This is a genomic window from Prauserella shujinwangii (assembly GCF_003001955.1).
In the GTDB taxonomy this organism is placed as follows: Bacteria; Actinomycetota; Actinomycetes; order Mycobacteriales; family Pseudonocardiaceae; genus Qaidamihabitans; species Qaidamihabitans shujinwangii.
Window position 1 is genome coordinate 34,337 of the sequence record NZ_PVNH01000016.1, and the last position, 16,199, is coordinate 50,535.

General features: G+C 73.1%; 15 protein-coding genes. 5 read left to right on the forward strand and 10 right to left on the reverse strand.

Annotated features, from left to right (window positions below):
- Positions 1-8: 8 nt before the first annotated feature.
- The 6 genes from B0I33_RS29430 to B0I33_RS29455 form a co-directional block, all read right to left on the reverse strand.
- Positions 9-2,546 carry a bifunctional FO biosynthesis protein CofGH gene (locus tag B0I33_RS29430; RefSeq protein WP_106182593.1) on the reverse strand — a complete coding sequence of 846 codons (2,538 nt, stop codon included), beginning with the start codon at positions 2,544-2,546 and terminating at the stop codon, positions 9-11.
- Positions 2,547-2,638: 92 nt separating this feature from the next.
- Complete coding sequence (locus tag B0I33_RS29435) at positions 2,639-2,956, reverse strand: hypothetical protein (RefSeq protein ID WP_245901194.1); 318 nt, start codon at positions 2,954-2,956, stop codon at positions 2,639-2,641.
- A gap of 193 nt (positions 2,957-3,149) precedes the next feature.
- Complete coding sequence (locus B0I33_RS29440) at positions 3,150-3,794, reverse strand: HD domain-containing protein (RefSeq protein ID WP_245901196.1); 645 nt, start codon at positions 3,792-3,794, stop codon at positions 3,150-3,152.
- Complete coding sequence (locus tag B0I33_RS29445; RefSeq protein ID WP_106182617.1) at positions 3,791-4,600, reverse strand: exodeoxyribonuclease III; 810 nt, start codon at positions 4,598-4,600, stop codon at positions 3,791-3,793. Before B0I33_RS29445 ends, B0I33_RS29440 begins: the two co-directional genes overlap by 4 nt.
- Positions 4,601-4,705: 105 nt before the next feature.
- Positions 4,706-5,023, reverse strand: coding sequence for an SH3 domain-containing protein (locus tag B0I33_RS29450; protein WP_106182596.1), 318 nt, complete (start codon positions 5,021-5,023; stop codon positions 4,706-4,708).
- A gap of 230 nt (positions 5,024-5,253) precedes the next feature.
- A complete protein-coding gene (locus B0I33_RS29455; protein WP_106182598.1) occupies positions 5,254-6,477 on the reverse strand; it encodes an NADP-dependent isocitrate dehydrogenase in 1,224 nt (407 codons plus the stop codon).
- 201 nt (positions 6,478-6,678) lie between these two features.
- Here B0I33_RS29455 and B0I33_RS29460 point away from each other — a divergent pair, with 201 nt between their 5' ends.
- Entirely contained in the window at positions 6,679-7,197 is a 519-nt protein-coding gene (locus B0I33_RS29460) for a hypothetical protein (RefSeq protein WP_106182599.1), read from the forward strand.
- A gap of 4 nt (positions 7,198-7,201) precedes the next feature.
- Positions 7,202-8,041, forward strand: a complete 840-nt coding sequence (locus tag B0I33_RS29465; protein ID WP_106182601.1) for a TIGR03560 family F420-dependent LLM class oxidoreductase — start codon at positions 7,202-7,204, stop codon at positions 8,039-8,041.
- Positions 8,042-8,046: 5 nt separating this feature from the next.
- On the opposite strand, the gene asnB is transcribed toward B0I33_RS29465, so the two are convergent.
- Positions 8,047-9,603 (reverse strand): asparagine synthase (glutamine-hydrolyzing), encoded by a 1,557-nt coding sequence (asnB, locus tag B0I33_RS29470; RefSeq protein WP_245901198.1) that lies wholly within the window; start codon positions 9,601-9,603, stop codon positions 8,047-8,049.
- A gap of 83 nt (positions 9,604-9,686) precedes the next feature.
- Here asnB and B0I33_RS29475 point away from each other — a divergent pair, with 83 nt between their 5' ends.
- Entirely contained in the window at positions 9,687-9,881 is a 195-nt protein-coding gene (locus tag B0I33_RS29475; protein ID WP_106182604.1) for a DUF1918 domain-containing protein, read from the forward strand.
- Between the two features lie 391 nt (positions 9,882-10,272).
- Positions 10,273-11,514 (forward strand): MFS transporter, encoded by a 1,242-nt coding sequence (locus tag B0I33_RS29480; RefSeq protein WP_106182606.1) that lies wholly within the window; start codon positions 10,273-10,275, stop codon positions 11,512-11,514.
- 64 nt (positions 11,515-11,578) lie between these two features.
- Here B0I33_RS29480 and B0I33_RS29485 read toward each other — a convergent pair whose 3' ends face one another.
- Genes B0I33_RS29485 through B0I33_RS29495 form a run of 3 tightly spaced genes read right to left on the reverse strand, consistent with a single transcriptional unit; the run spans position 11,579 to position 13,772 of the window.
- Positions 11,579-11,881: a DUF3017 domain-containing protein gene (locus tag B0I33_RS29485; RefSeq protein ID WP_106182619.1), complete on the reverse strand. Its 303-nt coding sequence runs from the start codon at positions 11,879-11,881 to the stop codon at positions 11,579-11,581.
- 8 nt (positions 11,882-11,889) lie between these two features.
- A complete protein-coding gene (locus B0I33_RS29490) occupies positions 11,890-12,744 on the reverse strand; it encodes a bifunctional methylenetetrahydrofolate dehydrogenase/methenyltetrahydrofolate cyclohydrolase (RefSeq protein WP_106182607.1) in 855 nt (284 codons plus the stop codon).
- Positions 12,741-13,772, reverse strand: a complete 1,032-nt coding sequence (locus tag B0I33_RS29495) for a DMT family transporter (protein WP_181193503.1) — start codon at positions 13,770-13,772, stop codon at positions 12,741-12,743. The genes B0I33_RS29490 and B0I33_RS29495 overlap by 4 nt, the downstream gene beginning before the upstream one ends.
- 125 nt (positions 13,773-13,897) lie before the next feature.
- Here B0I33_RS29495 and B0I33_RS29500 point away from each other — a divergent pair, with 125 nt between their 5' ends.
- Positions 13,898-16,153 carry a TNT domain-containing protein gene (locus B0I33_RS29500; RefSeq protein ID WP_106182609.1) on the forward strand — a complete coding sequence of 752 codons (2,256 nt, stop codon included), beginning with the start codon at positions 13,898-13,900 and terminating at the stop codon, positions 16,151-16,153.
- Positions 16,154-16,199: the final 46 nt, after the last annotated feature.

The following is a 16,199-nucleotide window of genomic DNA, read 5'->3' on the forward strand; positions in this document are numbered from 1 at the left end:
CCGCGCGCTCAGCCGGTCAGAGCGATCCTCCCGTACGTTGTTGTCCGCTGCACGCTACGGCGTCCCGCGAGGGCCGCGAGCGCCGTCAACTGCTCGGCGGTCCGGGACGAACCGTGCTCGGACCCGGCCATGCGCGAGATCGTCTCCTCCATCAGGGTGCCGCCGATGTCGTTGGCGCCACCGCGCAGCACCTGCGCCGTGCCCTCGTCGCCGAGCTTGACCCACGAGCACTGCACGTTGTCGATGCGGCCGTGCAGGGCCAGCCGCGCGAAGGCGTGCACCGCACGGTTGTCCCGCACGGTCGGGCCCGGCCGGGCGACGCCCGCCAGGTAGATCGGCGCGTTGTGGTGCACGAACGGCAGTGCGACGAACTCGGTGAAGCCGCCGGTCTCCTCGGCCATCCGGCCGAGCACGCGCAGGTGGCCGAGCCAGTGTCCGGGGTGGTCGACGTGGCCGTACATCATCGTGCTCGACGAGGGGATGCCGAGCCGGTGCGCGGTGGACACCACGTCGATCCACGTCCGCGCGGGCAGCTTGCCCTTGGTGAGCACCCAGCGCACGTCGTCGTCCAGGATCTCCGCCGCCGTGCCGGGGATGGAGCCGAGCCCGGCGTCGCGCAGCTCGGTCAGCCAGTCCGCCACGCTGACGCCCGCCTTCGCCGCCGCGGACACGATCTCCATCGGTGAGAACGCGTGCACGTGCAGGTCCGGCACCGCGGCCTTGATCGCCCGGACGATGTCCGCGTAGTAGCTCACCGGCAGCTTCGGGTCGATGCCACCCTGCATGCACACCTCGGTGGCGCCCGCCTCGGCCGCCTCGACCGCGCGCGCCGCGACCTCCTCGACGGACAGCCGGAACGCGTCGGCGTCCCGTTCCCGCTGCGCGAAGGCGCAGAAGCGGCACCCGACGTAGCAGACGTTGGAGAAGTTGATGTTCCGGTTGACGACGTAGGTGATGTCGTCGCCCACCACCTCCGCCCGCAGCTCGTCGGCCAGCCTGGTGAGGGTGTCGAGCGCGGCGCCGTCGGCCGTCAGCAGGGCCATCGCGGCGGCGGCGTTGCGCTCGTCCAGCAGCGCGGCCGGGTCGTCCGCGGCGAGCCGCAGGCCCTCGCGGACGTCGGTGTCCCACCGCTCCGGGGCGTTCGGCACCTGCTCGCGCAACGCGTCCCAGTCGCCGTACACGCTGTCGAAGTCGCCGCGCCGGTCGCCCGTGCGGCCCTCGGTGTCGATCGCGGCGTGCAGGTCGGCTCTGCCGGTGGTGTCGAGCCCGCCGTCGGGCTCCTGCCACGGCCTGCCCTCGACCGGAGCGTCCCCGGCGCCGAGACCATCCTCAGTGGACAGAGCGTGCACGTGCTCGTGCAGCCGGACGTCGATCCACTTCTCGGCGTCCCGCACGTACTTCGGGTAGGCGGTGAGCCGCTCGCGCAGCGTGAAGCCCGCCGCGGCGGTCCACTCGCCGAGCGCGTCGATCTGCGGCCACGGCCGTTCCGGGTTCACGTGGTCCGGGGTGACCGGGGAGACCCCGCCCCAGTCGTCGATGCCTGCCCGCAACAGCAACGCGTGCTCGTCGCCGACGAGGTTCGGCGGGGCCTGCACGCTCACGCCGGGCGGCATGAGCAGCCGCGCCACCGCGACCGTCGCGGCCAGGTCGGCCAGGTCCGCGTCCGGCACCCCGCGCATCGCGGTGTCCGGTTTGGACCGGAAGTTCTGCACGATGATCTCTTGGATGTGGCGGTACTGCCGGGCCCGCGCGCGGATGGCGTGCAGCGACTCGGCGCGCTCGGTCAGGGTCTCACCGATGCCGACGAGGATGCCGGTGGTGAACGGCACGCCGACCCGGCCGGCGTCGTCGAGCACCCGCAGGCGGACGGCCGGTTCCTTGTCGGGACTGCCGTAGTGCGGGCCGCCCTTCTCCGACCACAGCCGCTCGGCTGTGGTCTCCAGCATCATGCCCATGCTGGGCGCGACCGGCTTGAGCCGCTGGAGCTCCTCCCAGCTCAGTACGCCGGGGTTGAGGTGCGGCAGCAACCCGGTCTCCTCCAGCACCGCGATCGCGCACGCGCGCACATAGTCCACCGTGGACTCGTATCCGCGCTCGTCGAGCCACTGGCGTGCCTGCGGCCAGCGGTCCTCCGGCCGGTCGCCCAGCGTGAACAGCGCTTCCTTGCACCCGGCCGCCGCACCGGCGCGGGCGATCTCCAGCACCTCGTCGCGCTCCAGGTACGGCGCGGGCAGCTTGCCCGGCACGGTGACGAACGTGCAGTAGTGGCACCGGTCGCGGCACAGCCGGGTGAGCGGGATGAACACCTTGCGGCTGTACGTGACGATGCCGGGCCTGCCCTGGTCGGCGAGGTGCGCGTCCCGGACGCGCCCCGCCGCGGCCAGCAACCGCTCCAGGTCGTCGCCTCGCGCGTGCAGCAGCACCGCGGACTCGGTGACGTCCAGCGCTACCCCGTCCGCGGCGCGCTTGAGGGCGCGGCGCAGAGCGGATGCCGTGGGCTGCGCGGATTGCGGACCGGGTGGGACGATCGAGACGGGCTCAGGCATGGGCCCGAGACTACGGGCGAGCCGGGGACGCGGTTAAGGGTTTTCGCTGTGACCCATTACTCGCCGGACCGTGGAATAAAGGGCGCCTGCCGTCACGCGGACGCGCGCGGCGCGGGCTCGTCGGCCGCGACGGCACCGGCCAGCGCGGGAACGTCCGCGTGCACCCGCTCGGCGGCCGCGGCCTCCTCGCGGGTCTTGCGGCGCTGGCGGACCACCCCGGCCGCCATCCCGACGACGCCGAGCACCACGGCGGCGAGCCCGACCGGGCCGAGGAGCCCGAAGGTCATCGCGTTCGGCTCGGCCTGCACGGACTGTTCCGCGTGGGCCGCACCCGCTCCCAGCAGCAGGGCCACCGGGACGAGCCCGAGGGCCGCGGCCGCGCGCAGCGCTCGCGCGAACGAGCGAGTCACCGCACTGACATGGTTGCGCACCGGAGTGCCTCCCGAAACCGAAACCGCCATCCGGACCACTCTCACCCGATCGAGTGAGTGGGTCCCGAGGTGAAAGCTACCGACCGTGTCAAGGTCCGCAGCTTCCGGCCAACCTTGGGGGCAGAGACTAGCGAGCCGGGTGAGGCGGCCGCGCCGGGGGGTCGGAGGCGTGTCAGCCGGGCGGCATCCAGCCCCGGCGCTCGCCCTCGTCGATGAGCGCCCGCGCGGCGGCCCACAGTGCGGCGGAGCCCTCGCCGACCACGGCCTTCCTGGCGCGCACGACGTCCCCCGTGACGCCGGGCGTGCGCCAGGTGCCCCCCTCGGCCAGCCAGTTGAGCAGCATCGGCTGCAGCCCGTCGACGGCCTTCGCGAACCGCGCCTCCGGGGTCTCCCTGGCCTCGAACTCGTCCCACAGGCCGCGCAGCTGCCGCGCCTGGTCGCCGGGCAGGAGGCCGAACAGCCGCTCCGCGGCGGCCCGCTCCCGCTCGTGCTTGCCGTGCCCGCCCCCGGCGCCGAACAGCGGCGTGTCGCCCGCGTAGATCTCCACGAGGTCGTGCACCACCACGAGCCGCACCGTGTGGCCCACGTCGATCGGCTCGTCGGCGTGCTCGGCGAGCACGAGCACCATGAGCGCGAGGTGCCACGAGTGTTCGGCGTCGTTCTCGCGGCGGTCCGCGGCGGCCAGCGGCGACTGCCGCAGGACCGTCTTGAGCCGGTCGACCTCCAGCACGAAGGCGAGCTGGTCGCGCAGCCGGGCGGGCAGGCCTTCCGGCAGCGGGTTGCGGTCGGTGAGCATCCCCTCCGGGTACCCGGTCACGCGGGCGGGCTCCAGTCGAAGGTGACCGTCAGCGGCGCGTGGTCGGACCAGCGGGCGTCGTAGCTCGGCGCCCGCTCGACGACCGCCGACACCGCGCGCTCCGCCAGCCCGGGCGTCGCGACCGCGTAGTCGATGCGCCAGCCGGAGTCGTTGTCGAAGGCCTTGCCCCGGTAGGACCACCACGTGTAAGGACCCGGTCCCTCGGGGTCGAGCCTGCGCTGCACGTCGACGTAGCCGAGCTCGTCGAAGACCCGGCCCAGCCACGCGCGCTCCTCGGGCAGGAAGCCGGAGTTCTTCCGGTTGCCCTTCCAGTTCTTCAGGTCGATCTCGGCGTGCGCGATGTTCCAGTCGCCCAGCACGACCACCTCGTCGCCCGACGCGGCCGCCTTGTCGCGCAGCTCACCGAGATAGGGCAGGAACGCGGCCATGAACCGCTCCTTCTCCTCCTGCCGCTCGGTGCCGACATCGCCGCTGGGCAGGTACAGGCTCGCGACGACGAGCCCGGGCAGACGCATCTCGACGTAACGGCCGGACTCGGCGAACTCCCGCTCGCCGAAGCCGATCCGGGTGGCCCTCGGCTCGATCCGGCTGTACAGGCACACGCCGTTGCGGCCCTTCACCGCGCAGTCGGCGTGCACCGTGTGCCAGCCGTCGGGCTCGCGCAGGTGCTCGGGCAGCCTGCTCGCCTCGGCCCGCACCTCCTGGCAGGCCACGACATCGGCGCCCGTGGCGGCCAGCCACTCGACGAACCCCTTCTTGGCGGCGGCGCGCAGGCCGTTGACGTTGACTGTGGACACGGTCAGCACGCCGGGCAGGCTACCCGCCGCGACCGACACCGTGTCCGCCGTCTGTGCACGCGTGTCCGCGTCGCGCGACGCGGGCACGCGTGCGCGGATCGCGGACACGGCTGGTCAGCCGCAGCGGGCGCCGTCCACCGGGTCGAGGAACTCGTCGGCGGCCCAGCGGCCCTCGGCCAGCTTGCGGAACCCGTTGCGCACCAGCGGCTCGGCGTCGGTCTCGGCGTTCTGCTGGAACTTGCCCACGATGCCGTGCCCCAGGCCGGGGCCGGAGCGCACGTTGAGCACGTCCGCGGTCACCGCCACCCGGCAGCCCGCGGACCCGGACTCGGCCTCCGAGGGCCGTTCGCCGGAACCCAGGGCGTAGATCAGCACCACGCCAGCCAGCACGGCGACGATGATCAGCGTCTTCTTCGGTATGCCCAGCAACACTGGTGCTCCTCGGTTGGCGCGACCGGCATTGCGAGGAGAGTAGAGGCTGGGCGGGGCCCCTTGACAGGGCCGCGCGGCGCAACCACCCGCAGGCGCCAACGCGCCCCACCGGTGAACACGCTCCGTGAGCAGACCTTCGACGGGCCGCGACGGCGATACGAACGCCGGGCCCTCGTGAGTGCCAACCGTGGTTCTTACCACGGTGAACACTCACGAGGGCGCGCGGCGGGTCAGCTCTCGTTGATCTTCTTGGCGAGGTTGGCGTCCAGCGTGGCCAGGAACTCCTGGGTCGTCTGGTACGGCTGGTCCTTGCCGATCAGCAGCGCCAGGTCCTTGGTCATCTTGCCGCTCTCGACGGTCTCGATGACGACCTGCTCCAGCTTGTTGGCGAAACCGATCAGCTCCGAGTTGCCGTCGAGCCTGCCCCGGTGCTCCAGACCCCGGGTCCACGCGAAGATCGACGCGATCGGGTTGGTGGAGGTGGGCTTGCCCTGCTGGTGCTGGCGGTAGTGCCGGGTCACGGTGCCGTGCGCGGCCTCGGCCTCCACCGTCTTGCCGTCCGGCGTGCGCAGCACCGAGGTCATCAGGCCCAGCGAGCCGAAGCCCTGCGCCACCGTGTCGGACTGCACGTCGCCGTCGTAGTTCTTGCACGCCCAGACGTAGCCGCCCTCCCACTTCAGCGAGGCCGCCACCATGTCGTCGATCAGCCGGTGCTCGTAGGTCAGGCCCTTGGCGTCGAAGTCGGCCTTGAACTCGTTCTCGAAGATCTCGGCGAACACGTCCTTGAACATGCCGTCGTAAGCCTTGAGGATCGTGTTCTTCGTCGACATGTAGACGGGCAGGCCGCGGTCGAGGCCGTACTGCAGCGACGCGCGGGCGAAGTCCTCGATCGAGCGGCGGTAGTTGTACATCCCCATCGCGACGCCCCCGCCCTCGGGGAACTTCGCGATCTCGAACTCCATCGGCTCGGAGCCGTCCTCGGGCGTGTAGGTGATGGTCACCGTGCCGGGGCCGGGCACCTTGAAGTCGGTCGCCTTGTACTGGTCGCCGTGCGCGTGCCTGCCGACGATGATCGGCTTGGTCCAGCCGGGGACCAGGCGCGGGATGTTGGAGATGACGATCGGCTCGCGGAAGATCACCCCGCCGAGGATGTTGCGGATCGTGCCGTTCGGGCTCCGCCACATCTTCTTGAGGCCGAACTCCTCGACGCGGGCCTCGTCCGGCGTGATCGTCGCGCACTTGACGCCGACGCCGTGCTTCTTGATCGCGTTCGCCGCGTCGACCGTGACTTGGTCGTCGGTGCGGTCCCGCTCCTCGATGCCCAGGTCGTAGTACTCGAGGTTGATGTCGAGATACGGGTGGATCAGCTTGTCCTTGATGAACTGCCAGATGATGCGGGTCATCTCATCGCCGTCGAGTTCGACGACGGTGCCCTCGACCTTGATCTTGGCCATGAGCAGCGGGGCTCCTCTCCGCGGATCTGTCGCGTCACGTCGTAGCGGTACAAGCGTACTGGTAAACACCCGGTCGTGTCTGCCGCACCCTGGTTACCCAGCAGTAATGGCGCCGGCCCTGGTACCACGTGGTTTCCCGGGAAGGCTACGCGCGCAACGCCGGAGCCACACCCACGCCAGCAGCCACGGGAGGGGACGCTCATGCCGACCGATCCGTACTACCAGGACCGCGAGCAGGTCCCGTTCGCCGCGCCCGCCCGCCACGACCCGGAGCCCTTCGTCCGGCACCGCCGCGGGCTCACCGGGCGGCGAGGACTCGGTGCCGTCCTCGGCCTCCTGCTGACCCCGGTGGGCCTCGGGTTGCTGGCCGACGGCGGCGTGCGGGTGACGACTCCCTCGCTCCGCATCGCCGGGAACTCCACCGACTGGCCGGGACTCGGGATGGTGCTGGGCGGCGCGCTCGTGCTGCTCGCGGTGGCCCTGCTCGGCGCGCTGTCCGGGCTCGGCCCCGTGCTCGGTGGCCTGGTGTGGGGTGTGTTCCCCGGCCTGTACACGCTGTTCGCCCCGGATGCCGTGTTCGCGTTCGTCTTCGACGTGCTCGGCGGCAACGCCGTGACCGCCGGACTGTCCAGCCTGCTCGCGGTCGGCGCCGTTCTCGCGATCGGTGGCGCCCTGGTCGGCGCGGGACTGGCGGCGAGCCTCGTCCGTCGGCGAAGGTGACGGCATGCGCTTCGGAATCAAGACCCGCCCCGAACACACGAGCTGGCAGCAGATGCTCGACGTCTGGCTGGCCGCCGACGAGCTGGAGATCTTCGAGTCGGCGTGGAACTGGGACCACTTCTACCCGCTCAGCGGCGACCTCGCGGGCCCGAATCTCGAGGGCTGGACGATGCTGGCCGCGCTCGCGCAGGCCACCCACCGCATCCGCATCGGCTGCCAGGTCACGGGCATGATCTACCGGCATCCGGCCGTGCTCGCGAACATGGCCGCCACCGTCGACATCATCTCCGGCGGCCGCCTGGAGCTGGGCCTCGGCGCGGGCTGGAACCAGCAGGAATGCGACGCCTACGGCATCGAGCTGCCGCCGCTGAAGCAACGGTTCGACCTGTTCGACGAGGGTGTCGAGGCGATCGTGCGGCTGCTGTCCGAACCGGTCACCACCCTCGACGGCCGGTACGTCCGGCTCACCGAGGCCCGCTGCGAGCCCAAGCCGGTGCAGCGGCCACATCCGCCGATCACGATCGGCGGCCGGGGACCGAAGCGCACGCTGCGCGCGGCCGCCCGCTGGGCGCAGCAGTGGCACGGCTTCGTCGAGTCACCCGAGGGCTGGCGCGAGCTCGACGGCGCGCTGCGCGCGCACTGCGCGGACCTCGGCCGGGACCACACGGAGATCATCCGGTCCACCAACGTCGTGGTCCCGCCGGAGCCGGACATCAGCGAGGTGGTCGAGCAGGTGGCGGCCCACGCCGGGCTGGGCATCGACCTCGTCGTGCTGAACCTGCCGCACCGCGCCGAACCGGAGCTGGTCGGTAAGCTCGCCGACGCCGTCGCCCCGCTGGCCTGACCGCGTCACGTCGTGGCGAACAGCCCGAGGGTGCGCTCCGGGCGGATGCCCGCGAACCGCTGCCGCCACAGGGCGTGGAAGGCGGCCTCCTCCCGGGAGCGCGGCTCGGCCCCGCTCGCCGCGGCCACCTCGGGCGAGTCCCGCACGGCGGCCTCCAGCACGTCGCTGGCGCCGGAGCCGTCGCCGAACTGCTCCTTGCCCCGGCGCAGGATCGGCTCGGGCAGCCAGCCGGTGAAGGCGTCGCGCAGCAGCTGCTTCTCGACGGTGTCCCGGGCGCCGGGCCGCACCATCTTCAGCTCCGGCGGGATCGCCAGCGCGGTGGCGATGACGTCGCGGTCGAGGAAGGGCACCCGCGCCTCGAGGCCGAAGGCCATCGTGGTGCGGTCGCAGCGCTGCAGGTTGAGGTGGTGCAGCTCGCCGACCGTGCGCACCAGCTCGGCCTGCAGCGCGTCGGGCGAGGTGAACGGCTCACGGTGGTAGTAGGAGTAGCCGGCGAACAGCTCGTCGGCGCCCTCCCCGGTGAGCACCGCGTGCACGTGCCGGGCCGTGTACTCGGCGAGCAGGAGGTTCGGCACGGCGCTGCGCACCAGCGAGGGGTCGAAGTGCTCGATGACCTCGACCGCCCTCGGCAGCGCCGCCACCGCGTCCTCGTGGGTCATCACCACCTCGTGGTGCTCGATGTTGCGGTGGCGGGCGCCGAGGAACTCCGCCACGGTGCGCGCGGCGGCCAGGTCGGAGCTGCCCGGCGCGCCGACGGCGAACGTGGGCAGCGGCAGCCGGTGCCGGGCCGCGTACTCGGCGGCCACCGCCGCCACGATCGCCGAGTCGAGCCCGCCGGAGAGGAACACCCCGATCCCGACGTCGCTCATCATCCGGTTCTCCACGGCGGCCACGATCGGCTCGCGGACCCGCTTGAGCAGGTCGGTGTCCCACCGGCCGGGTGTCCCGGCTCGCCGGGCGGGCCGCACGGAGGCCGGGACCGCGTCGGCGAACCGCACCAGCCCGCCCGCCGGGCTCCAGCAGTGTCCCGGCGGGAAACTCTCCACCAGCGGCCGGTCGGCCTCGGCGAACGCGCGCAGCTCGCTGGCGAACAGTGTGGTGCCGGGCCGCCGGACCCAGTACAGCGGCTTGACGCCGACCGCGTCGCGGGCCGCCAGGAAGTCGCCGTCGTCGGTGGCGAACGCGAGCGCGAACATGCCGCGCAGCCTGCCGAGCCCGGCCGGGCCGTCCGCGACCAGCGCGCGCAGGGCCGCCTCGCTGTCCGAACCGGTCTCGAACAGCTCGTGCCCGAGGTCCTCCCGGATGTGCCGGTGGTTGTAGATCTCGCCGTTGGCGACCAGGTGGGTGCCGGTGTCCGCGTCGGCCAGCGGCTGGTGGCCGCCGCCGACGTCCATGATCGACAGTCGCTGGTGGCCCAGCCAGACGGGTCCCCGCCGCACCTCCCCGGTGTCGTCGGGGCCGCGGTGCCTGATCCGGCCCAGCATGTCCCGGCACAGGTCGGCATCGAGGTCGCCGACCGCGGCGACGATCCCACACACGGTGCGCGGCACCTCCTCGGTCACCACCGAGTCTAGGCCGCCGCGGCTCGACGGCATCTTGTCGCGCTCTTACCCTGAAAGCACGCGAAACACGGAGGTGGTCGACGATGAGAGCATCCGTGGGAGATCAGATCCGCGTGCACGGCCGCGTGGTCGGGCTGGGCGAGCGGCACGGCGAGATCGTGGAGGTGCGCGGCGAGGACGGCAGGCCGCCTTACCTCGTCCGCTTCTCCGACGGCCACGAGGGGCTGATGTTCCCCGGACCCGACTGCGAGGTGGAGAGCCGCACCGGGACCGAGTGAGCGCCACCGGGTCGGCCCCGGGCACGGTGGTGGCGGCGCGAACGCCACCGTGGCCGGGGGCCGCCGGGCTCCCCGGCGGCGGGGAGGTGAGCAAGTCCACAGTGGCCCGTCCCCGCGGGCACCGACGTGCGGGATGCCCGGCCAGGAGGCGGGACTCGTTGCGGCACAAGGGATCCGGCGCATTCTCACCCGTCCCACGCGGCGGGATGTCTCCCTGCCGGGCCAGGCGCCCCGACCCGCGTGGTGATCGTCACGCGAAACCGGGATGACAGCGGGCACGGCGATCGGTTGAACTGGATGTAGGCAGTCCGGCGACAGCGGGGTCAACGTCGGCCTGTCTTTCTTTCTGCGTGTCTACTTGATCGATCCAGAACTTCCCGAAGGGAGAGCTGTGCCCATCGCGCTGCTCGCGCTCGCCATCGGTGCCTTCGGCATCGGCACCACCGAATTCGTCATGATGGGCGTGCTGCCCGAGGCGGCCGCCGACTTCGGCGTCTCGATCCCCGCCGCCGGCTACCTGATCTCCGGTTACGCCCTGGGCGTGGTGGTCGGCGCACCCCTGCTCACCGCCGTCGCGATGCGGCTGCCCCGCAAGACCATGTTGCTGTCGATGATGGGGCTGTTCACCGGCGGCAACCTCCTGTTCGCGCTCTCGCCGAACCACGAGCTCGGCGTGCTGTTCCGGTTCCTCGCCGGGCTCCCGCACGGCGCCTTCTTCGGCGCGGGCGCCGTGGTCGCGTCCAGCCTCGTCGCCAAGGGCGACCGGGCGAAGGCCGTCTCGATGATGTTCCTGGGGCTGACGCTGGCCAACGTGGTCGGAGTACCGCTCGGCACACTGCTCGGCCAGCAGGTCGGCTGGCGGATGACGTTCCTCGTGGTGTCGCTCATCGGCCTGCTCGCAATCGGCAGCATCGCCAGGCTGGTGCCCCACCAGGGCCGCCCGGAGGCGACCTCGCTGCGCGGCGAGCTCGACGCGTTCCGCCGCCCGCAGGTGTGGCTGGCGCTCGCGATCGTCACCTTCGGGCTCGGCGGCGTGTTCGCGTGCCTGAGCTACGTCACGCCGATGCTGACCGGGGTCACCGGCTACGCGCCCGCCGACGTCACGCTGCTGCTGGCGCTCGCCGGGCTCGGCATGACGCTGGGCAACGTCCTCGGCGGCAGGCTCGCCGACCGGGCCCTGATGCCCAGCTTGTACGGCGCGCTCGTGGGCATGGCGGCCGTGCTCGCCGTGTTCACCGTGACCGCGGAGAGCAAGCTCGGCGCGGCGGTGACGATCTTCCTGGTCGGTGTCGCCGGGTTCATGGTCGCGCCCATGATGCAGGCGCGGATCATGGACAAGGCCGGTGGCGCGCCGTCGATGGTGTCCGCCGCCGTGCAGTCGGCGTTCAACATCGCCAACTCGATCGGCGCCTACCTGGGCGGTCTCGTGATCGCCGGTGGCCTCGGGCTCGTGGCGCCCAACTGGGTCGGCGCGACGCTGGCCGTGCTGGGCCTGATGCTCGCCGCCGTGTCGGGCGGGCTGGACCGCCGCGAGGCCGCCACGGCCACCACCAGCCACCCGGACAGCCCGGTCCCCGCGACCGGCGCGGAGCCCGCCGCCCAGCCCGCGCCCGCACTCGCCGGGCACGTTTAGCCCGCGGAACGCGCTCGCCCGGCCCCCGCGGACCGCGTTCTGCCCGCAGAACGCGGTCCGCGGGTCAGCCGAGCGGGCCGCCGGTGATGGTCAGGGCGACGAAGAGGATGAGCAGGCCGAGGCCCGCATAGCTGAGCACGTCGATCACCCGGCTGCGGATCGTCAGCAGCCCGCCCTGCTCGTCCGACAGCGCGGCCCGCAGGACGGCCGCCACCAGCAGCGCGCCGCCGATCAGTGCCGCGCCCTGCCGCCAGTGGTACTGCCAGATCCGCAGCCCCGCGATGGCCACCAGGGCGAGCACCACGGCGAACGGCACGTGCCGGAGCACGCGGGCCCGGTCCCACCGCCGGCGTTTCTCGGCGCGCACGGCGGCCGTCACCGCGCCGCGGCCCGCTCGGCGGCCTCGACCACGTTGGACAGCAACATGGCCCTGGTCATCGGGCCGACGCCACCCGGGTTCGGGGAGAGATACCCCGCGACCTCCTCGGCGCCCGGCGCGACATCGCCGACGAGCGTGCCGTCGACCCGGGAGACGCCGACGTCCAGCACCGCCGCCCCCGGCCGGATCATGTCCGGGCTGACCAGACCTGGCGAGCCCGCGGCCGCGACCACGACATCGGCCCGGCGCACCTCCTCGGCGAGGTCACGCGTCCCGGTGTGGCACAGGGTCACGGTGGCGTTCTCGCTGCGCCGGGTCAGCAGCAGCCCGATGGTGCGGCCCACCGTGATCCCGCGGCCGACGACGGTGACCCGGGCGCCGTCGAGCGGCACGTCGTACCGCCGCAGCAGCTCGATGATGCCCAGCGGGGTGCACGGCAGCGGTCCCGGCTGGCCGAGCACCAGCCTGCCGAGGCTCACCGGCGCCAGGCCGTCGGCGTCCTTGTCGGGGTGGATCCGCTCCAGGACCGGGTTCGCGTCGAGATGCCTGGGCAGCGGTAGCTGCACGATGTAGCCCGTGCAGGCCGGGTCGGCGTTGAGCTCGTCGATCACCGACTGGAGCTTCGCCTGGGTGATGTCGGCGGGAAGGTCGCGCCGGATCGAGTTGATCCCGACGCGCGCGCAGTCCGCGTGCTTCATGCGCACATAGGAGTGCGAACCGGGGTCGTCCCCGACCAGCACGGTCCCGAGGCCGGGGGTGATGCCCCGCTCGGCGAGCTCGGCCACCCGGGGAGCGAGCTCCGCGAAGATGGCGTCCTTGGTGGCCTTGCCGTCGAGAACTGTCGCCGTCACGCGCCCGATTGTTCCAAAGCCGCCCGCGTCGCCCGCCGCCCGCCCACACCGGCCAGCGCCACGGCGACCAGGGCGATACCGCAGCCGAGCAGCGTCGACGCGCGCAGCGGCACGGGCGCGGCGGGCAGCAGCAGGTCCAGCACCACCGAACCGACCAGCTGGCCCGCGATCGCGGCCAGCCCGAACACGAGCACGCCGACCCAGGAGACGATCACCGCGGCGCACGCGATGAACACGACGCCGATCGGCCCACCGAGGTAGAGCACCGGGTTGTCCGGCCACGCCGCGGGGCCGCCCCGCACCGCCAGCGAGATCAGCCAGCCGGCCACCAGCACGGTGGTGCCCGCCGTGAAGTTGACGAGCGCCGCCGTCAGCGCGCTGCCCGACGCGGCACTGACGTGACCGTTGAACGCCTGCTGCACGGCCATGCCCGCACCGGCGGCCAGCGGGAACGCCAGCAGCCACGCCCGGCCCGGGTCCGCCTGGTGCGCCAGGTCGCCGGCCAGCGCGCTCGCCACGGCGCCCAGCGTCAGCAGCGCCGCCACCACCCTCGGCCAGGTCAGCATCCGGGCGCCGCCGGGCCCGAGCCCGGCCCGGTCCACGAACAGGCCGCTCACCGTCTGGCCCGCGACCACACCGACGGTGAACATCGCCACGCCCAGCACCGCGACCGTCACCGACTGGCTCGCGACGAACGCGGCGCCCGCGACGCCGCCGAGGCAGTGCCACGGCCGCAGCCGCCCGGAGCGCAGCGCGGCGGCCGCCCCGGCGACACCGGCCCGCAGCCGCCGGGACAGCGCGAACGCTGTCACCAGCAACAGCAGGCCGCCACCGAACGACACGACCGCCGCGGCCAGCGAGTCGTCCAGCCGCTGGCCGAGCGCACCGTTCACCCGGCTCTGCGTCGCCATGCCGACACCGCACAGGATCGCCAGCACGACACCCGCGGCGCGGCGCACGGAGCGGGTTCGCCGGGTCGTGCCGGGCCCGGCGCCATCCGGGCCCGGGCCCGCACTCGCGGTAGTCATCACCGGCCATTCTCGGCGCCGCCGGGCGGACCCCTCTGCTCCGGTAGGGTGATGTGTGGTGACGCCCACTGCCCGCGGTTGGCGGGCGCGCAGCTTATACCAGCCTCCTTGGCGTGGATGCACACATGTCCCGTGCATTGACGCCACTCATTAGCCAAGATGTTCTCGTGGCTCAACCGACCCAGCTGAACGCGACCGAGCAGGACACCCTGGTCAAGCAGATCGGCCTTGCCTTGCTGCGGGCCGCTCCGCGCGACTGGCGGCGGGTGATCGCGGAGTACCGCGCCGTGGGGAGGTACCACGAGCTCACCGGGGAGATCGTCACCGCCGACGGCTCCACCCAGGAGTGGGTGGCCACCCACGACATCGCGACCCTCTTCGGCAGGCTGCGCGCGGGGATGTACCGCGAGGGGCGGGGCACCTGGTTCAACGCCCGCTACCAGCTGGACCACCCCTCCAGCTACAACCTCGAGTACGACCGCGAGGAGCCGCGCTGGAACCTGATGCCGCCGCCGCAGGCCTACGCGGACGAGCTGCGCATGTTCCCGCGCACCGAGGACAACGTGCCCGACTGGCTCATGCGCCGGATGTCCGGCCTCAGCCCCGAGCGGCCCGGCCCCCGGTTCCGCATGGCCCGGATCTTCGACGGGGCCGACGCGAACGGCAGGCCCGTCGTCAACCGGCCGGAGCCCGACCCGGACGAGCGGGACGGGCTGCTCGACTACCTCGACGGCGCACCCGTGGTGCTGCCCGGCCGTGGCTACGACCTCGACCGGCTCGCCGGCACCCCGGAGAGCACCGTCCCGATCGCCTTCCACAGTGACGGCGTCTGGATCTGGCCCGCCGCCGTCAACTACTACCTGCGCGAGTACGGCGTCGCGCCGGAGCCGGACCTCGTCCAGCACATCCGGTCGAACGGGTTCGCCCTGCCGGAGGTGCCCGAACCCGTCCGGCAGGCGGCCGCCGCGCACGTCACCCGCGGCGGGCCGCCGCCGCAGCGGCCGGCCCCGCCGCCGCCCGCCGAGCCGGAGCCCGCGCCCGAGGAGCCGCAGGGCCACGCCGAGGAGCCGCCGTTCGAGGACTTCGACCGGGCCGACGCCGAGCACACGCAGCTGGCGATGCCGGCCCTGTCGGATCCGCCCGAACCCGCCGAACCCGCCGAACCCGCGGAACCGGCGGCGCACGCGGAACCGCACGACAACGGCGACCGCTCCGAACTCGAGGACACCGGCCCGGTCGAGCAGGCGACGACCTACCGGCCACTGCCCGACCTCGACGGTGGCCCGCCGACCACCATCACGTCGCCCTCCCCTCCGCCCGTGACGCAGCACGCCGTGGCGGAACCCCCGTCCGGCGACGAGGAGCGCACCGAGCCGCCACGGGCCGAGCCGGAGGACGACACCCTCGACCAGCGGCCGCACCACCACGCCGAGCCCGACGACGCCGGCCCGGCGACCCAGTACGCCCCGGCGCCGTCGCGTGCCGCGCTCGGGGAGCCCGCGCTGGAACAGCTGGAGGACATGCTCGACGAGCTCGGGGTGCCCGCGGACGCCTACCGGATCGGCGAGCCGACCGACCGGGGCTGGAGCATCGAGAAGGTGGCCGACGGCTGGCGCGTCGGCTGGTACGACGGCGAGCTGACCAGCCCGGCGGTGTTCGGCGACGCCGAGGACGCGGCCGCGTTCATGCTGGGCAAGGTGCTGCTGGTGCCGGACGGCGGCCCGCGCCGCGAGCCGTTGCCCGCGCGGGAGCCGGAACCGGAGGAGCGTCCCGCCCCGCCGCCGCAGCCGGTGACCGCGACGCTGTCCCCCGAGGTGGCCACCGGCGCCCGGCCGCCGGAGCCGCCCAGGGCCGCCCCACCGGTACCGCCGAGGGACAGGGAGGACCACCCCGGGGCGCCGCGCGTCGGCGCGCCGGTGCCGGTCGGGGCACGCCCGCCCGAGCCCGCTCCCCCGGCCGCCGTGCCCCGCCGTGCCGACGCGCGGCCCGCCGCGGAGAAGCCGGACCAGCGCCAGCAGGGCGGGCAGCAGTGGCCGATCCAGCCGATGCCCGGCGAGCCGCCACTCACCCTCTTCCGCGGCAAGGAGATGCGGGAGCTGCCCGCGGGCAGCGAGCTGGACCGGTTCGGCGGCCCCAACGGCAACCTCACGTACGCCGCGGGCACGCCCTTCGAGGAGCGCTCGCTGGTGCCGGAGTGGGTGAACCGGCCGTACCACGTGTACCGGGTGCAGCGTCCGCTGGAGGCACTGGCCGGGGTCGCGATCCCCTGGTTCAACCAGCCGGGCGGGGGCGCGGCGTACCTGCTGCCCGCCTCGATCGAGGACCTGCTCGCCGACGGCACGCTCATCGAGCTGGAGCCCGGGGAGCCGCCGATCGACTAGCGTCGCCCACCTCGTGGGCGCGTGGCGGGGCGAGAACCACGCACCA